This window comes from Agarivorans sp. QJM3NY_33, from assembly GCF_050870865.2.
Taxonomy (GTDB): Bacteria; Pseudomonadota; Gammaproteobacteria; order Enterobacterales; family Celerinatantimonadaceae; genus Agarivorans.
This window is the reverse complement of record NZ_CP194039.2, coordinates 4,533,481-4,550,798: the sequence shown is the minus strand read 5'-3', so window position 1 is coordinate 4,550,798 and position 17,318 is coordinate 4,533,481. Positions and strand designations below refer to the sequence as shown.

Below are 17,318 nucleotides of genomic sequence, written 5' to 3'. Positions count from 1 at the left end.
TTCTTTGGTGGCGCTCTCATTAGAGCGGCACAGAATTCTTACATTCTTATGCTGCTGGTAGGTAGCTAAGATTGTCATCTCTTTTGTATCTCCAGTGGCCAATTTATTTGACGAGGAGATATACCAATGAATACACAACCGAAAACTGATAAATCAGAGGTTATTTTAACCGGTGATAGAGCGACGGGCCCATTACACCTAGGCCATTACGTTGGTTCTTTAAAGCAGCGTGTCGCTTTACAAGCTCACCATGAACAAACCATTCTTGTTGCTGATATGCAAGGCCTGACAGACAATGCCCTTCACCCTCAAAAAGTGTCATCGAATATTCTAAATGTGGTGGCGGATTACCTCGCTGTAGGGATAGACCCATCAGCAACAACCATATGTCTGCAGTCACAATTACCAGCGCTTGCCGAGCTCACTATGTATTACAGCAACCTAGTTACTATTAGTCGACTAGAGCGTAATCCCACAGTTAAAAGTGAAATTCAAAATAAAGGATTTGAGCGCTCCATCCCTGCAGGATTTTTAACTTACCCCATCTCTCAAGCCGCGGATATCACTGGGTTTAACGCAACATTAGTCCCCGTTGGTGACGACCAATTACCAATGCTTGAACAAACTAATGAAATCGTGCGGAAGATAAACGCGTTAGCCGGGCGCAATGTTCTCAATGAATGTCAACCATTGTTAAGTAAAGCGCCACGCTTACCTAGCACCGATGGAAAAAATAAGATGTCTAAATCTATGGGGAACACTATTAATCTAGGAGCTAGTGAAAAGGAAATCACTGCAGCGGTTAAGTCTATGTATACCGACCCTCACCATGTAAGGGTTGAAGACCCCGGCAAGATAGAGGGGAATGTGGTGTTTACTTATTTAGATGCTTTTCATCCAGATGAAAGCTATGTCCAACAATTAAAGCAACACTATCAACGAGGGGGACTGGGTGACGGCGTGACGAAACGAATATTAGAAGAATGCTTACAAGAAATGCTCCGGCCCATTCGAGAGAGAAGAGCTATGTATTTAAATGACAAGGCACAACTAATCGACATTTTGAAGGCTGGAAGTCAGCTTTCTCGAGAAAAGACAGATAAAGTGCTCTTTGATATCAAAGACATATTTGGCCTAAATCTATTTTAGTCACAGGCGTAATGAGTAACGATGTAAAGGTTGGTTTTCTCTACTTTGTAGCCGGCGACGTTTTTCGTGATTTAGAGTTATATACAGCAGCAAAAGCCAGCTTGTGATTTGCATAAACTTTTACTGTAAGACACTGAAAATTTAAAGAAATGACAATTACGCAAGGTGCGTTTCGCAACTTGCGAAATGCATTCGATATCATACTGGCGAGGTGTATTTTAAAGGTAGTCATGTTTTAGTTTGTGCTGGGGAGGCGTCGTACGTTGCATTACTTTTTATTTTTCTTGATTTTTGTGGATTGGTAAAAGTATATCAGGCTATTCAAATTTACTTTTAACCAAGGTTAATTTCCATTTGCTTCACGATGGGCAACCACCTTTAATCAGGTGGCCAAATTCACTATGCCACTACAGTTGGGAATTTCAAAATCAAAAGAATTAACGACGAAAACCATACTAGCCCCAAACCAATAGATATTTCTATAGGTCTAAGTATTAGTAGGCTTTCCAGAATCGTCAATTCTACAGGGTACTGTTTCCAGACCCTGATCTACATAGTAACAAATTCTTCTGCGCTGGTGGGGTGGATCGCGACACAGGCATCAAAGTCGGCTTTGGTTGCGCCCATCTTCATGGCAACACCAAATCCTTGTAAAATTTCGTCCATGCCTAGACCTATCCCATGCAGACCAACCACTTTTTGTTCTTCACCGGCACAAATCAGTTTCATCTTGGTCATTTGACGATGCTGAGTGACCGCTGTGTACATCGCGGCAAAGCTTGAGTTGTAGACTTTGACATTATCCGCACCGTATTCAGCAATCGCTTCAGGTTCGGTTAAACCCAAAGTGCCGATGGCTGGGTGACTAAAGACCACAGTAGGGATTAGTTGATAATCCATTTTAGCTTCAGTTTTTCCGTTAAATAAACGTTCCGAGAGCAAACGTCCGGCTTTGACGGCAACTGGGGTGAGTTCTACCTTACCGATATTATCGCCGACAGCGTAGACGCCCGCTGCGGTGGTATTTGAGTAGTCATCGACCTGAATGTAACCGCGTTGATCAACTTCAACGCCAGCCGCGGCTAGGTTGATATTATCGGTGGCGGGTTCACGGCCAATCGCCCATATAACGCAATCCACTTCGATGTTGTTGCCATTCTCAAATTTAACATTCAAGCTGCCATCAGCTTGTTTTTCGATGGATTGTGGTACGCTATGGGTGTGCAGCGTTGGGCCGTCCTCCGCCATGATTTCGACCAGCGTTTCACTAAGCATTGGGTCAAAGTTACGTAAGGGCGCGTGCTTACGCACCGCTAAATGAGTGTCGCTACCCAGTGAGTGTAAAACACCTGCCAATTCAACCGCGATGTAACCTGCTCCGAGTACCAAGACTCGTTTAGGTTGCTCTGTTAAAGCAAAAAATCCATCGGAATCGATGCCGAGTTCGGCGCCAGGGATTGCGGGGATTGAAGGACGACCGCCAGTGGCGATGAGAATGTGTTTGGCACGGATTTGTTCGCCATTCACTTCCACGGTATTCGCATCTACAAACTTTGCAAAGCCATTGATAAGTGTGACCCCATTGTTACCCAATACGCGGTCATAGGAACCATGAATTCGTTTGATGTAGGCTTCTCTGCTGGCAACTAAGGTTGCCCAATCAAATTGATTCACTTGTAAATCAAAGCCGTAATCAGGTGCATAGCGGTGAATAGCTTCCGCGACTTGGGCACCAAACCACATGGCTTTTTTAGGGACACAACCTACGTTCACGCAAGTACCACCTACATGACGAGCTTCAATCAGCGCCACTTTTTGGCCGTACATTGAGGCGCGATTGGCTGAGGCAATACCGCCGCTGCCTGCGCCAATGCATAGGTAATCATATTCTTTCATTGAGAAACTCCGTGTAGGACAGATATGTTGCAGCAGTATAGCCTGTAGCTGTATCAGATGTTAATCAGCTTTTGTGACCTGTTTTTGCGATTGATAAGGCAAACGAATGAAGAACTTAACCCCTTCATTTTCCTTACTATCGAAGGAAATATGGCCTTTCAGTAACTGCACCACGAGATTATAAACGATGTGAGTACCTAAGCCGCTACCACCTTGACCGCGTTTAGACGTGACAAAGGGGTCGAAAATACGATTTACAATACTACTCTCCACCCCACGACCAGTGTCTTGATAATCGAGATGGAGTTGTTCACCTTCCCGGTAGATGTGAATATTGATTTGTTTTTCGCCGTCCCATTCCTCAAAGCCATGTTTAATGGAGTTGAGGATTAAGTTTGAGTAGATCTGAGTAAAGCTGCCTGGGAAGCTATAAAGTTCTAAATCGCTGGGACAATCCACTTTGATCGTGCAACCAGAACGACGAATTTTATGGCCTAAAGAGGTGATCACCTGATTAACATTTTCGTTGAGATTAAAGGTGTAGCAGGCTTCGGAGCTTTGGTCGACGGCAACTTGCTTGAAGCTACTAATCAAATCAGAGGCACGACGTAAATTGTTCAGCAATAACTCAGTCGATTGCTGTAAGTTACTGATTAGCTCTTCCATATAGCGACGGCTTAACTTGCCAGTTTCAATGTTCTTTTCGAGTTGTTTGCCTTGCTCTTGTAAGTAAGATGCGGCAGTGACACTAATACCTATTGGGGTATTAATCTCGTGAGCGACCCCAGCCACCAAGCCACCTAAGGAGGCCATTTTCTCGGCTTCCACTAAGGATTGTTGTGCATTTTTAAGTTTATCGAAAGCACTAGCGAGCTGGAGATTACTCTCCTCTAAACGCTCGGTTCGTGACTTTACTTTTTGTTCCAACTCATCGTTGAGGGTTTTTATTTCTTTTTCAACCCGTTTTAGTGGAGTCACATCATAGCCAAAGGCGATCATGCGAGAGACATGATTGCCTTCGTAAAAGGGAACAAAGGTCCATAGTAAAGTATATTGATTGTTCACCTGATCGGTGAGCGTTAATTCTTGATCTTGGATCACCCTTAACTGTCGGAGATCGGCTTCAATTTTGTCGCGCCGGTCGTTGTCGACAAATACACTCAGCCAGTTTTGGCCGATTAGTTCTTCTTGATGAAAGCCGGTGAGTAGCACACCAGCAGGGTTTACGGTTAATACGTTGAGTTGATTGTCTAAGGTCACAATCACCGCATTACTTGAGTTGATGACGGTTGCGGAGAAGTCTCGCTCATGAGCTAATTGCTCGGTGGCTTTTAATTTTTGGGCAAATTCGTGGTCAATTTTTCGGGTCATTTGGTTGAGAGTATTGACCAATTCGCCCAGCTCATCGTTGCGTTGTTTACCGTTAGCATTAATTTTTAGTGGTGCGCCTAGATTGTCTAGGTCTAGGTTGCGGGTGTAATCCACAATGGTATTGATGTGGCGAACAATCACGTAATAAATGATGAATAAAATACCGATGGATACCACGAGGGTTTTCACGGTTTGGCTAATGAGGATCAGCATCGCTTTTTGCCATAAGCGCTCATACACCTGTTCCAAAGAGGCGGCGACAAACAGCTTTCCAACCATCTCGTCTTGATAAATAAGATCAAATTCCTGAGATAGATCATATTGGTTGGTTGAACGTCCACGTGCTAATAGTGGGACTTCAGAAGAACCTAAGATTTCTTTGACCAATACATATTGCATATTAGGCAAGTTCATAATGCCTTCAATTTGTACCTCGACTTGTTCTTCATCAAGGTTCCATAAGCTGGCTGCAATTGGTTGTAGAAAACTGACTTCAATCTGATCGATACTTTCCTCAATGACTTTCACATCTTGCTTGTAATCGTAATAAAGTTGAATCAGGGTGATGATCAGAGCAAGCAGGGTGGAGCAGATAAGAATGTAGGATAACATGCGCAAGGAAAGGCTGTTGGCTCCTTTATTTAAAGCTAACTTTTTCCACAGCCCGTGATCACTAGTCTCTGTGGATTGAGAGTTATTATCCATGTATAAGCGAGTCCTGTTGGTCTAAGTATCGTTAAACCAAGAAAGCATATTATTCCTTTGAGAAATCATAGTCTAAATCGAGGCTATGTGAAACGTCCAAATCGTGAGGGTGGGTTGATTTACAAATAATTAACCCCAAAATATGTTATTTATAGCTAATATATCTTCAGTTTTAAGGATCTTTTATGAGTAACCCTTTACTTGATTTACCCGGATTACCCCCGTTTAGCAAGATTAAGCCAGTGCATGTGCAGCCTGCGGTAGAGCAAGTGATTGAAGAATGCCGAGCGACGATCGATTCGGTGTTAAAAGAAGCCACGCCTACTTGGCAAAATTTTATTTTGCCTCTCGATGAAGTGAATGACCGCTTAGGTCGTTTGTGGTCACCGGTTAGCCACTGTAATTCGGTAGTCAATAGTCAGGAGCTACGCGAAGCTTATGAGTCCTGCCTCCCGCTACTGTCTGAGTACAGCACCTTTGTTGGCCAACACAAGGGGCTTTATCAAGCCTATAAAAGCTTAGCCGACAGCCAAGCGTTTGCTGATTATAATTTAGCCCAGCAAAAATCGGTTACAGATGCACTACGAGACTTTGAATTATCTGGTATTGGATTGGAGGCTGAGCAGCAACAGCGTTACGGTGAAATAGTGAAACGCTTGTCGGAACTCTCATCACAATTTTCCAATCATGTATTAGACGCTACTCTGGCTTGGCAAAAACATATTACCGAATCTAGCGAATTAGTCGGGCTACCGGATTCGGCCTTGGCTGCCGCCAAACAAGCCGCTGCAGCAAAAGATTTAGAGGGTTATCTACTCACGCTGGAGTTCCCGAGTTACTTACCGGTGATGACCTACGCCGACAATCGTTCGCTACGTGAAGAAATGTATCGAGCCTTTAGTACTCGCGCTTCTGAACAAGCAAGCACTGAGCAGAAATTTGATAATAGCGGACTAATTGATGAAGAATTGGCACTACGTCATGAGTTAGCCCAGCTGCTTGGCTTTGCCAGTTATGCGGATAAGTCACTCGCCACTAAAATGGCTGAATCTCCAGCGCAGGTATTAGGCTTTTTAGAAGACTTGGCTGCACGCTCTAAGCCGCAGGCGGAGCGAGAGTTAGCCGAGTTGCAAGCTTTTGCCAAACAGTATCATGGGGTTGATGAGTTAGCGGCTTGGGATATAGCCTACTATTCAGAAAAATTAAAACAGCATACCTACGCTATTTCCGATGAACAGTTACGCCCTTATTTCCCCGAAAATCGAGTATTGAGTGGTCTGTTTGAGGTGGTGAATCGCCTATTTAAGGTGACTGTAAGTGAACGGCAGGGAGTTGATACTTGGCACCCAGACGTTCGTTTTTTTGACATTAGTGATGATAGTGGAACGCTGCGCGGTTCTTTCTATTTAGATTTATATGCACGCGAACATAAACGTGGCGGTGCTTGGATGGATGGTTGTATCGACCGCCGAGTGGATGTGGATGGACAGTTGGTTAAGCCAGTCGCTTATTTAACCTGTAACTTTAATAAGCCAGTGGGCGATAAACCAGCCTTATTCACGCACGATGAAGTGATTACTTTATTCCATGAGTTTGGTCACGGCATTCACCATATGCTGACCAAGGTGGATGAAGCGGCGGTATCGGGTATTAATGGTGTGGCTTGGGATGCGGTTGAGTTACCGAGCCAGTTTTTGGAAAATTGGTGTTGGCAGAGTGAGGCTTTAGCCTTTATTTCTGGGCATTATGAGACGGGCGAGCCCTTGCCGCAGCAGATGTTAGATAAGATGTTAGCGGCACGTAATTTCCAGTCGGCGATGACGATGGTGCGCCAACTCGAATTTTCATTGTTTGATTTCCGTTTACATTATGAACTCGCAGAGGGTCGCAGTGTGCAGCAGCGTCTGGATGAAGTGCGCCAACAGGTTTCGGTGATCAATCCTCCGAGTTTCAATCGTTTCCAAAATAGCTTTAGCCATATTTTTGCTGGTGGTTATAGCGCGGGTTATTACAGCTACAAATGGGCCGAGGTCTTATCTGCTGACGCCTTTGCAAAATTTGAAGATGAAGGCATTTTCAATGCTGAAACGGGTTTACAATTCTTGCATAACATTCTGGAGAAAGGTGGTTCGCAGCAACCGATGGAACTGTTTAAGGCCTTTAGAGGGCGAGAACCTAAGGTAGATGCCTTACTTCGTCATTCGGGGATTGCTGCTTAGCCTCATTTTGATGTTTTAAGTTAGTTTTATGACGCGGCTTAGGCCGCGTTTTGTTTGTCTGAGATTAGAACTGGATGAAGCTATGTTTGAAGATATCGCGCTGTGGTTAGAACACGAACAAGCCGTATTAGCGACCTCGAATTGGTGGTTTGACGTATTGGTTGTGTTGGGACTGACCTTAGTTGCTTTTGTTATTTGGCGTATTTTTGCGGGACGTTTAAGCCGTTTAACCACTAAAACCAAGACCGTGTGGGACGATGCAATTTGGTTTTCATTATGGAAGCCGATTAACTGGATGATCGCGGTGGTGGGCTTGTCTTTAGTGGCAACCGCGTTTGCCAAGGCTCTAGGATCGGACTTACTGCCGATGATCCCGGTGCTGCGCCAAGTGATGATGGTGTTTCTATTGGCTTGGGTCGCGATGCGCTTTGTGGGTTGTGCAGAGCAGCAGTTGATCAGCGAAGGTAAGGATAAAACGACGGTACAGGCGGTGGCGAAGTTGTGTCGTGCCAGTGTGATTATTATATTGCTGCTAGCCGTTTTTCAAACCCTAGGCTTCAGTATTTCCGGGGTGCTAGCCTTTGGCGGTATGGGCGGTTTGATTGTCGGTATGGCCGCTAAAGATTTACTCGCTAACTTTTTTGGGGCTTTGTTGGTGTATTTTGATCGGCCCTTTAAGGTCGGTGATTGGATCCGCTCACCAGATCGCAGCATTGAAGGAACGGTTGAAAAAATAGGTTGGCGGGTGACGCAGATCCGTACCTTCGATAAGCGTCCCTTATATGTGCCTAATTCGGTATTTTCTAGTATCGCGGTAGAAAATCCCAGCCGGATGAGCCATCGTCGAATTAAAGAAACCATCGGTTTGCGTTATGCTGATGCGGCGAAGCTAGGCAAAGTGGTGAGTGATGTGGAAGCGATGTTACGTCAACATCCGGAGATTGATACCAATGAAACTTTGATGGTGAACTTCGATAGTTTTAACGCGTCTTCTCTCGACTTTTTTATCTATACTTTTACTAAAACTACCGATTGGGTTTTTTATCATCAGGTAAAACAAGATGTGTTGAATAAGGTGGTTGATATTGTGCTTGCCAACGGTGCCGAGTTTGCTTTTCCTACGCGAACCCTGCACCTTGCAAATAATGAACCACTTAATTCAAAGTAAATTCAGTCATCTTGCTTCATAAATGAATGCAGTTGCATTCATTTATGTTTCATTCGGCTGCATAGTTATTCTTTTTACTAGCCTAAATCTTCAATAAGCAGAACGGTAAAATAGCCTAATCTAGTGGTGATAAACACTCTGACGGTATTTTTATGCTGTAAAAATCCAATAAAGCTCTTCAAAAATTAGTTATTTAGCAGGCTTGCAGCATATTTAGAAAAAATAAGACTAAAATGCTTAATTTAGATCTATTTGTAGCTCATTTTACTGCTTATGTAGCAAAACTATCTGCATGTGGTCTGGATGAATTGATAGCTGTGGTTGAATAAGTTGTCAAATCCTCTGCCGCTAGGGGGGCTACAGGAACGTCGACTTGTTAAAGGCCTTGTGTATAGGGTAAAACATCAGCCAACGGGGTGAGAATAGCATCCAAGGGTTGATGCGCCGAACTCCTGCAAACACACAATAGATAACAAAAAAGCTAACATGGAGTTTCTAATGACTAAATGGACAAAATCAGCTTCCGGCTTGGCAGTTTCGCTAGCCCTATTTGGCGCGGTATCAGTAGCTCATGCTGCCGATACAATTAAGATAGCGGTTGCGGGGCCTGTAACTGGGCCAGTGGCACAATATGGCGATATGCAATTTACCGGGGTTGGCGTTGCGGTTGATTTACTTAACCAAGCGGGGGCCTTAAAAGGTAAAAAAATTGAAGCTGTTGTCTACGATGACGCATGTGAGCCGAAGCAAGCGGTGGCGGTTGCCAACAAAATTATTAACGATGGCATTAAATATGTTGTGGGTCATTTGTGTTCTGGCGCGACTCAACCTGCTTCAGATGTCTATGAAGATGAAGGTGTATTAATGATTACGCCCGCTTCGACTAACCCAGACATTACCACTCGCGACTATCAGTTGGTTTTTCGAACCATCGGTCTCGATAGTGACCAAGGACCAACGGCCGCACGTTATATCGCGACTAGCGTTAAACCACAACGAGTCGCAGTGATCCATGATAAACAACAATATGGTGAAGGGATCGCCACCTCAGTGAAAACCGAGTTAGAAGCGGCGGGTGTGAATGTGGTTGCTTTTGAAGGTGTGACTGCGGGTGATAAAGATTTCTCAGCGCTGATTGCTAAGCTGAAGAAAGAAAAAGTTGATTTTGTCTACTACGGTGGTTACCACCCAGAACTTGGTTTGATCCTGCGTCAGTCCTCAGAAAAAGGCCTAGATGCCACTTTCATGGGGCCTGAAGGCGTTGGTAACAAAGACATTTCTGCTATTGCTGGCGCAGCTTCTGAGGGCTTGTTAGTTACCTTACCGAAAAAATATGACTTAGAACCGGCCAACAAACCAATCGTGGACGCCTTGGTGGCGAAAGGAGAAGATCCTACCGGTCCTTTCGTTTGGACTGCTTATGCGGCAATGCAATCTATTGTTGCTGGTGTGAATGGTGCGGGTGATGAGCCAGACGCTGTGGCGGCTTATCTTCGCGCTAATACTGTTGACACGGTCATGGGACCACTGCAGTGGGATAGCAAAGGCGATCTTAAAGGTTTCGATTTTGGTGTCTTCACATGGCATGCCGACGGCACATCGTCTATCGCTAAGTAATTTGTGAATATCAGACCGGCTAGTGTCATCGGCGCTAGCTGGTCTCTTCTGTTTTAAAAGACACTTAATTAATGGCTTCAAGCCATTAGATTGGGATCGTTATGTCTGAGCAATTTTTCTATTTTTTTCAACAGTTAGTCAATGGACTAACGGTTGGTAGTACCTATGCCTTAATCGCCATTGGTTACACGATGGTGTATGGCATTATCGGCATGATTAACTTCGCCCATGGTGAAGTGTATATGATAGGCAGTTATGTCGCCTTCATCGTATTAGCCGCCTTATCGCTGATGGGCTTGGATTCTCTGCCGATTTTATTATTTGGTGCTTTTGCCATTAGCATCATTATTACCAGCGCCTATGGTTGGACCATTGAGAAGGTGGCTTATCGGCCAGTGCGTGGTGGTAACCGCTTGATCGCTTTGATTTCGGCGATTGGGATGTCTATTTTCTTGCAAAACCTGGTGCGTTTATCTCAGGGAAGTCGTGATATCGCGATGCCGAGTCTGATTACTGGCGGCTGGACATTTGGCCCTGACGATGGCTTCAATTTAACCATTTCCTACATGCAAGTGGTGATCTTTGTGGTGACTTTCCTCACGATGATCGGGTTAACGGCCTTTATTACCCATTCGCGAATGGGACGTGCCTGCCGTGCTTGTTCTGAAGATATTGGTATGGCCAATTTATTGGGGATCGACACCAATAAAGTGATTTCCTTAACCTTTGTGATTGGGGCAGCCTTAGCGGCGGTGGCAGGTGTGTTGTTGGGGATTTATTACGGTGTTATCAATCCCTATATCGGTTTTATGGCTGGCTTAAAAGCCTTTACTGCGGCGGTATTAGGCGGTATTGGTTCGATACCCGGAGCGGTTGTTGGAGGCTTGTTGTTAGGCATTACTGAAGCGATTACTGCTGGTTACTTTAGTACCGAGTATAAAGATGTGGTTTCCTTTGGTTTGCTGTGCCTGGTGTTACTGTTCATGCCAACGGGCCTGTTAGGAAGACCGGAGGTTGAGAAAGTATGAGTAAGCTCAATCTCTCCGGAGCATTAATCTCCACCATTACCTTTATGTTGTTGGCTGGATGGCTGTTAGGGATCCGAATGGAACCTAGTAGCAGTGGACTTAATCTGGCGTTGGCCGAGCCACAACATCTAAAGTGGCTATTTATTGGTTCGGCGGTGGTATTTTTTAGTCAGCTATTTCACCCCATGCTGTTTGGTAAAGCAAAGTTAAGACGCTCGGCGAATAAGTTTAATTTTAAATTGCCGAGTCCCGAGCAAAGTCCTAAGGCTTATCGTTTGTTGGTCTCGTTCGCCTTAGCTGGGGCGATCATCTGGCCCTTTATTGTTAGCCGTGGTTCGGTGGATTTAGCGACTTTAACCCTCATCTATGTGATGTTGGGTTTGGGACTGAATGTCGTGGTGGGCTTAGCCGGTCTACTCGATTTAGGTTATGTCGGTTTTTATGCGGTAGGAGCCTATACCTATGCCTTACTGAGTGCCGATGGTTTTGGTTTTTGGACTTGCCTACCAATTGCCGGCGGCATGGCGGCACTGTTTGGTTTCTTATTAGGTTTTCCGGTATTGCGTTTACGCGGTGATTATCTAGCCATTGTGACCCTCGGCTTTGGGGAAATTATTCGTTTATTGCTGAATAACCTTACCGAGTTAACTGGCGGACCTAACGGTATTAGTGGTGTACCGAAGCCAACTTTGTTTGGTTTGGAATTTAACCGTCGCCTAAAAGGTGAAGGTTTTGATACGTTCCATAACTTCTTTGGTATTAGTTATAACTCAGAATATAAGGTGATTTTCTTATACTTGATGGCGCTACTTTTGGTCGTGCTTACGGTGATTGTGATCAATCGCTTGTTAAGAATGCCGATTGGTCGGGCTTGGGAAGCACTACGTGAAGATGAAATTGCCTGCCGTTCTTTAGGCTTAAATCCAACGGTGGTTAAGCTCAGCGCATTTACCATTGGTGCTGCTTTTGCCGGTTTTGCTGGTAGTTTTTTCGCGGCCCGTCAGGGCTTTATTAGCCCTGAGTCGTTCACCTTCATCGAATCTGCGATTATTTTAGCAATTGTGGTTTTAGGGGGAATGGGATCGCAAGTTGGAGTGATTTTAGCCGCGATTATCATGACGGTGTTACCAGAAATGGCGCGTGAGTTTAATGAGTACCGAATGCTGATGTTTGGTTTAATGATGGTATTTATGATGGTGTGGCGCCCCCAAGGTTTATTGCCAATGTCTCGACCTCATATTCAGTTAAAAGAGGGAGCTAAGGCATGAGTCAGTTGCTTGAGGTGAATGGCCTCACCATGCGTTTTGGTGGTTTATTGGCGGTGAATAATGTCGCGCTGAAGCTCAAAGAGAAAGAAGTGGTATCGGTGATTGGTCCCAATGGTGCGGGGAAAACCACGGTATTTAACTGCTTAACCGGTTTCTACAAACCCACCAGTGGACAAATTTTATATCGAGGCGAAGCCTTACAAGGTTTGGCCGGACACCAAATCGCCCGTAAAGGCATTGTGCGTACCTTCCAGCATGTACGTCTTTTCAAAGATATGACGGTGGTAGAAAATCTGTTGGTGGCCCAACATCGTCACTTGAATACCAACTTTATTGCCGGTTTATTAAAAACTCCAAATTTTAAGAAGAGTGAAGCGGAGGCCTTAGCGTTTGCTGAATATTGGTTAGACAAAGTTCAGTTAACTGAATTCGCCAACCGTAAGGCGGGTAATCTGGCCTATGGCCAACAGCGTCGTTTAGAGATAGCTCGTTGTATGGTAACCCGTCCCGAAATCTTGATGCTAGATGAGCCTGCGGCAGGCCTTAACCCTAAGGAGACTGATGATTTGGATCGGCTGATCATGGATCTGCGGGCCAATGAATCGGTCTCGGTATTGCTGATTGAGCACGATATGAAATTGGTGATGGGTATTTCAGATCGGATTTACGTGGTTAACCAAGGTTGTCCCTTAGCGAATGGGACACCGGAAGAGATCCGCAACAACCCTGAGGTCATTAAAGCCTATCTGGGTGAGTTTTAAGGGCGAGGCAAAGACGACGAATGTTAGAGTTAAAAAATGTATCGACTCACTATGGCCCGATTCAAGCTTTACATGATGTTAGTGTGAAGGTAAATGAAGGCGAAATTGTCAGTCTGATCGGCGCCAATGGCGCGGGTAAAACCACTTTATTGATGACCTTGTGTGGTGATCCTCGAGCCAGCAGTGGTCAGATATGGTTTGATGGTAAAGATATTACCCACCGCCAAACCCATGACATTATGCGTGGTGATATCGCGGTGGTTCCTGAGGGACGACGAATATTCTCGCGCCTCACCGTTGAAGAAAATCTTCGAATGGGGGCCTTTTTTGCGAGTAAACAGGAAACCGAGCAACGGATCCAAGAAATGTATGTCTTGTTTCCGCGTTTATTGGAACGAGTCAATCAACGGGCGGGCACCATGTCGGGAGGGGAGCAGCAGATGTTGGCGATAGGACGTGCTTTAATGAGTAATCCTCGCTTACTGTTATTGGACGAGCCTTCTTTAGGTTTGGCTCCGATTATTATTCAACATATTTTCGATATCGTGGAACAATTACGCCAACGTGGGATGACGGTGTTTTTAGTGGAGCAAAATGCCAACCAAGCGCTGCGGCTGGCTGATAGAGGCTATGTTCTGGAAAATGGTCGTATTGTGTTAGAAGACACTGGCGATAATTTATTGGTGAACGAAGAGGTGCGTAAGGCGTATCTAGGTGCCTAGGCTCGGTTGTTCATACACAAAGCGAAAGCAACCTTCGGGTTGCTTTTTTTATGCGAGAACATGCTAGTGACAAAGATGAGTACTGATTATTCTGAATGCCGAATCTGCAGCGCCCCAAGCAAACGGTTGGCATTATATCCCCTTCGTTTTGTCTCTTTTTCTTTGTGCGTAAACCAGTTAAAGTGGGCAAAATAGCTCGCAGTGGATCATCATGGAACAATTTGAACAAATCGACGTAAATGGCGCTCAAGATAAAATTTGCAATGCTGGGGCGCTACTATTAGATATGCGTGATCCGCAGTCTTTTGCTCAAGCACACCCAGTGAATGCTTTTCACCTTCACGACGGTAGCCTTAATCAATTATTAGCAAATACCGACTACGATACGCCGCTAATTGTGATGTGTTATCACGGTATTTCTAGTCAGGGGGCGGCACAGTATTTATTAGAGCAAGGATTTGAAGAAGTCTATAGCTTGCAGGGAGGCTTTGAAGCATGGCGTGTAAAGGCTCCGATCACCAGTGGTGAAGCAGAGTGAAGCAATTAATCGTCCTGGCGAATCCTCGCGCGGCACAGGCCTATGTAGACTATATGGCAGTGTTGCATATTGAGTGTCAACTAGCACCCGCGGAGCGAGGGGTGGCGATTATGCTGAACGATGAGTCTCAGCTTGAACGTGCGGAAATTGAATTAGAGCAGTTTTTAGCTAATCCGAATGCTGAAAAATATCATGCGGCTTCATGGACTATGGCCGACAGTCGCAAAGCCTCATTTTCTTATGGTGGCTCGGGGGTGATTAAAAACTCCTTTTTGGCTCATGCGGGTCCGGTGACACTGCTGGTATTGCTGATATCAGCCGTGATTTATACGCTAATGAGCTTCGGTTTTAATCGTTATTTTATTGAACACCTGACCATTACTCCTCAGCTGAGTATGCTCGTTTCAACCCAGTTTTGGCGGGTCATCACACCGATTTTTTTACATTTTTCAATTGTTCATATCGTGTTTAATGGCCTGTGGTGGTGGCAATTAGGTGGAGAGATCGAGCGTCAATTAGGAAGCTCTAAGTTATTATTGATTACGATTGTCGCAGCAGTGATCCCCAATGTGGCACAGCTACTGGCTTCCGGACCGTATTTTGGGGGCTTATCTGGGGTGGTGTATGCATTGTTGGGGTATTGCTGGTTTACGGGGTGGCTACGTCCTAAAGCTGGGCTGCAGTTAAGCCCTTCAATTGTGGGCTTTATGTTGGTCTGGTTGGTGATTGGCTTTATGGATGTAATTGGGCCATCTACGGCGAATCTGGCCCATCTGTTTGGCTTATTCGTGGGTTGTGCTCAGGCGGTATTTGATAAGTTTACTGATAAAGATATTTAGTAAACAGTAACTTATTGACCAGCTTTTTACCGGTTTCTTGCACTAAGAGGTCATTCACTGCCTCTTCACACATCTGTCGAATTTGTTCTCGGCCAGTTAAGGACTTTACATCTTCTTCGGCTTGATGGCCTAAAATTTCAATGATCGCGTCGCGGATCAGCGGGGCGTGATGCTCAATGTTGGCTAAATCCCCTGCGTTTTCTACCATGATGTCGGCGGTGATTCGCACGTAGCCTAGCTTCTTCCCTGTGCTAATGTAGTTCGTAATAATATCCGGTTCTAGCGCAAAATAGGCATAGCTAGGATTACCCGCTTCTTCGGCCTTGATGACGGTGGAGAATAACAAACTAAATGTTATAAGCAATGCTTGGCTAAATTTCATACGATCCTTTGATTCCTTGATAGTCCTAGCTTTATTGTTTGTGCTATCGAGCGTTTGGTCAAGCTGCGCAGCTAAATTTAGTCAATAATTTATCGTTGCTGAAAAGAGCCTAAAGGAAATGCAAACGTGACCGCGCAAGAATAGCATAATGGGCGAATCGGGAGTTTACTTTAATCTGTCAATTGCCGGATAATAAGGCCATTATTCAACAATAGTAATACCAGTGAACTCAAAACAGCCTTATCCTTATCAGGCCGATGGTCGTTGGCAACAGCCACAAAATGTTGAATTAGAATCAACTGCTTTAGCTGATTGGTTACTTTATCCTGGTTCGCTCACCGCACGTTTGCGCCAGCATTGCCAGCATTTTTCCATCCAAGTGTTATTTGAAGGCTATTTGGAAATTACCGAGGCTGAACGGCAGGCTTTGGATTGTGAGGGGCCTTACTGGGTCAGAGAGGTCTTACTGTGCTGTGATGACTTACCTTGGGTATATGCACGTAGCGTCGTTCCGCAGGATTCTTTAGCGGGAGAGGCTGCAGCGGTGAGTTATTTGCAAAACAACTCTTTAGGAGAGTTATTGTTTACCGACAAAGGTCAGCGACAAACTTTAGAGCTGTGCCAAGTTGATGCGCATTCTGCGCTTCAGCAAAGTGTTGGGCCAAAGCAGCCGCTGTGGGGGCGACGCTCTCGCTTTCTATTAGCTGGTGCACCGCTACTCGTGGCCGAGTTTTTTTTACCCGCCAGCCTAGCTTATCAAGGAGTTGATCGTGCTTGATTTGATCAAAGTACACCCATACTGGCAGCTGATGCGCGCCGATAAACCCATCGGTACCTTATTGTTATTGTGGCCTGCCTTGTGGGCTTTGTGGTTGGCGGCTGAAGGACCACCTAAACTGTCGGTGTTGCTGGTCTTTGTATTAGGCGTGTTTTTAATGCGATCGGCTGGCTGTGTGATGAATGATTATGCCGATCGTGAGGTCGATGGTCACGTTAAACGCACCGCTCAGCGCCCTTTAGTCAAAGGGCTGGTTTCTGAACGCGAGGCACTTGGCTTGTTTATTGGCCTGGTGGCTTTGGCATTTCTATTGGTTCTGACCCAAAATTTGCTGACCATTGCCTTATCGGTTGTGGCTTTAGCATTGGCGGCAATTTACCCTTTTATGAAGCGGATTACTCATCTACCACAGCTATTTTTGGGGGTGGCTTTTGGTTGGTGTATTCCGATGGCCTATGCCGCCCAAAGTGGTCAGATTGCACCTGAGGCATGGTTGTTATTATTAGCCAACATTTGTTGGACGATTGCTTATGATACTAAGTATGCAATGGTGGATCGTGAAGATGACTTGAAGATAGGGGTAAAGTCGACCGCGATTTTATTTGGTCGTTTTGACAAACTAATAATCGGTTTATTACAGTTGGCTTGTTTGTGCTGTTTTGCCGCGATCGCCTATTTAAAGCAATTAGGCTTAGCCTTCGATATTGGTTTGTTAGCGGCGGCGGCTTTGTTTGTCTATCAACAGAAATTAATCCGTTATCGGCAACGGGAAGCCTGTTTTAGTGCGTTTCTCAATAATAATTATGTTGGTTTGGTGATATTTATTGGTATTGCCAGCCACTATGGATGGCTGGCGTGGTTTGCCGCTTAGACTAAA

The 17,318-nt window shown here is 45.1% G+C and carries 15 protein-coding genes; 12 read left to right on the top strand and 3 right to left on the bottom strand.

What is annotated here, in order from left to right:
* The first annotated feature begins 126 nt into the window (after nt 1-126).
* On the top strand, nt 127-1,149 hold the full coding sequence (gene trpS / locus ACRRSY_RS20600) for a tryptophan--tRNA ligase (protein ID WP_432454821.1): 1,023 nt from the start codon (nt 127-129) through the stop codon (nt 1,147-1,149).
* A gap of 549 nt (nt 1,150-1,698) precedes the next feature.
* Here the strand turns inward: trpS and gorA are convergent.
* Both gorA and ACRRSY_RS20590 read right to left on the bottom strand, forming a co-directional pair.
* The gene (gene gorA / locus ACRRSY_RS20595) at nt 1,699-3,045 is read right to left on the bottom strand and encodes a glutathione-disulfide reductase (RefSeq protein WP_432455701.1); all 1,347 of its coding nucleotides are present in this window, start codon (nt 3,043-3,045) and stop codon (nt 1,699-1,701) included.
* A 60-nt stretch (nt 3,046-3,105) separates the two neighbouring features.
* On the bottom strand, nt 3,106-5,121 hold the full coding sequence (locus ACRRSY_RS20590; protein WP_432463922.1) for an ATP-binding protein: 2,016 nt from the start codon (nt 5,119-5,121) through the stop codon (nt 3,106-3,108).
* Nucleotides 5,122-5,306: 185 nt separating this feature from the next.
* Here ACRRSY_RS20590 and prlC point away from each other — a divergent pair, with 185 nt between their 5' ends.
* From prlC to glpG, 9 genes are all read left to right on the top strand, one after another.
* The gene (gene prlC, locus ACRRSY_RS20585; RefSeq protein WP_432463921.1) at nt 5,307-7,340 is read left to right on the top strand and encodes an oligopeptidase A; all 2,034 of its coding nucleotides are present in this window, start codon (nt 5,307-5,309) and stop codon (nt 7,338-7,340) included.
* An 82-nt stretch (nt 7,341-7,422) separates the two neighbouring features.
* Entirely contained in the window at nt 7,423-8,508 is a 1,086-nt protein-coding gene (locus ACRRSY_RS20580) for a mechanosensitive ion channel family protein (protein WP_432463920.1), read from the top strand.
* 498 nt (nt 8,509-9,006) lie between these two features.
* A complete protein-coding gene (locus ACRRSY_RS20575; RefSeq protein WP_432455705.1) occupies nt 9,007-10,125 on the top strand; it encodes a branched-chain amino acid ABC transporter substrate-binding protein in 1,119 nt (372 codons plus the stop codon).
* 101 nt (nt 10,126-10,226) lie between these two features.
* On the top strand, nt 10,227-11,153 hold the full coding sequence (livH, locus tag ACRRSY_RS20570; protein WP_432455706.1) for a high-affinity branched-chain amino acid ABC transporter permease LivH: 927 nt from the start codon (nt 10,227-10,229) through the stop codon (nt 11,151-11,153).
* On the top strand, nt 11,150-12,421 hold the full coding sequence (locus ACRRSY_RS20565; protein WP_432463919.1) for a high-affinity branched-chain amino acid ABC transporter permease LivM: 1,272 nt from the start codon (nt 11,150-11,152) through the stop codon (nt 12,419-12,421). The genes livH and ACRRSY_RS20565 overlap by 4 nt, the downstream gene beginning before the upstream one ends.
* Nucleotides 12,418-13,182: a high-affinity branched-chain amino acid ABC transporter ATP-binding protein LivG gene (gene livG, locus ACRRSY_RS20560; RefSeq protein WP_432455708.1), complete on the top strand. Its 765-nt coding sequence runs from the start codon at nt 12,418-12,420 to the stop codon at nt 13,180-13,182. The genes ACRRSY_RS20565 and livG overlap by 4 nt, the downstream gene beginning before the upstream one ends.
* Before the next feature lie 20 nt (nt 13,183-13,202).
* Nucleotides 13,203-13,904, top strand: a complete 702-nt coding sequence (locus ACRRSY_RS20555; protein ID WP_432455709.1) for an ABC transporter ATP-binding protein — start codon at nt 13,203-13,205, stop codon at nt 13,902-13,904.
* 211 nt (nt 13,905-14,115) lie between these two features.
* On the top strand, nt 14,116-14,442 hold the full coding sequence (glpE, locus tag ACRRSY_RS20550; protein ID WP_432455710.1) for a thiosulfate sulfurtransferase GlpE: 327 nt from the start codon (nt 14,116-14,118) through the stop codon (nt 14,440-14,442).
* Nucleotides 14,439-15,281, top strand: coding sequence for a rhomboid family intramembrane serine protease GlpG (gene glpG / locus ACRRSY_RS20545; RefSeq protein ID WP_432463918.1), 843 nt, complete (start codon nt 14,439-14,441; stop codon nt 15,279-15,281). The genes glpE and glpG overlap by 4 nt, the downstream gene beginning before the upstream one ends.
* On the opposite strand, the gene ACRRSY_RS20540 is transcribed toward glpG, so the two are convergent.
* Nucleotides 15,262-15,663, bottom strand: a complete 402-nt coding sequence (locus ACRRSY_RS20540; RefSeq protein WP_432455712.1) for a flagellar basal body-associated protein FliL — start codon at nt 15,661-15,663, stop codon at nt 15,262-15,264. The two genes, glpG and ACRRSY_RS20540, sit on opposite strands and share 20 nt — an antisense overlap.
* A gap of 223 nt (nt 15,664-15,886) precedes the next feature.
* Between ACRRSY_RS20540 and ACRRSY_RS20535 the strand changes: the two genes are divergently transcribed.
* The gene (locus tag ACRRSY_RS20535) at nt 15,887-16,441 is read left to right on the top strand and encodes a chorismate--pyruvate lyase family protein (protein ID WP_432455713.1); all 555 of its coding nucleotides are present in this window, start codon (nt 15,887-15,889) and stop codon (nt 16,439-16,441) included.
* Between the two features lie 31 nt (nt 16,442-16,472).
* Nucleotides 16,473-17,312, top strand: coding sequence for a 4-hydroxybenzoate octaprenyltransferase (gene ubiA, locus ACRRSY_RS20530; protein ID WP_439033360.1), 840 nt, complete (start codon nt 16,473-16,475; stop codon nt 17,310-17,312).
* Nucleotides 17,313-17,318 lie beyond the last annotated feature (6 nt).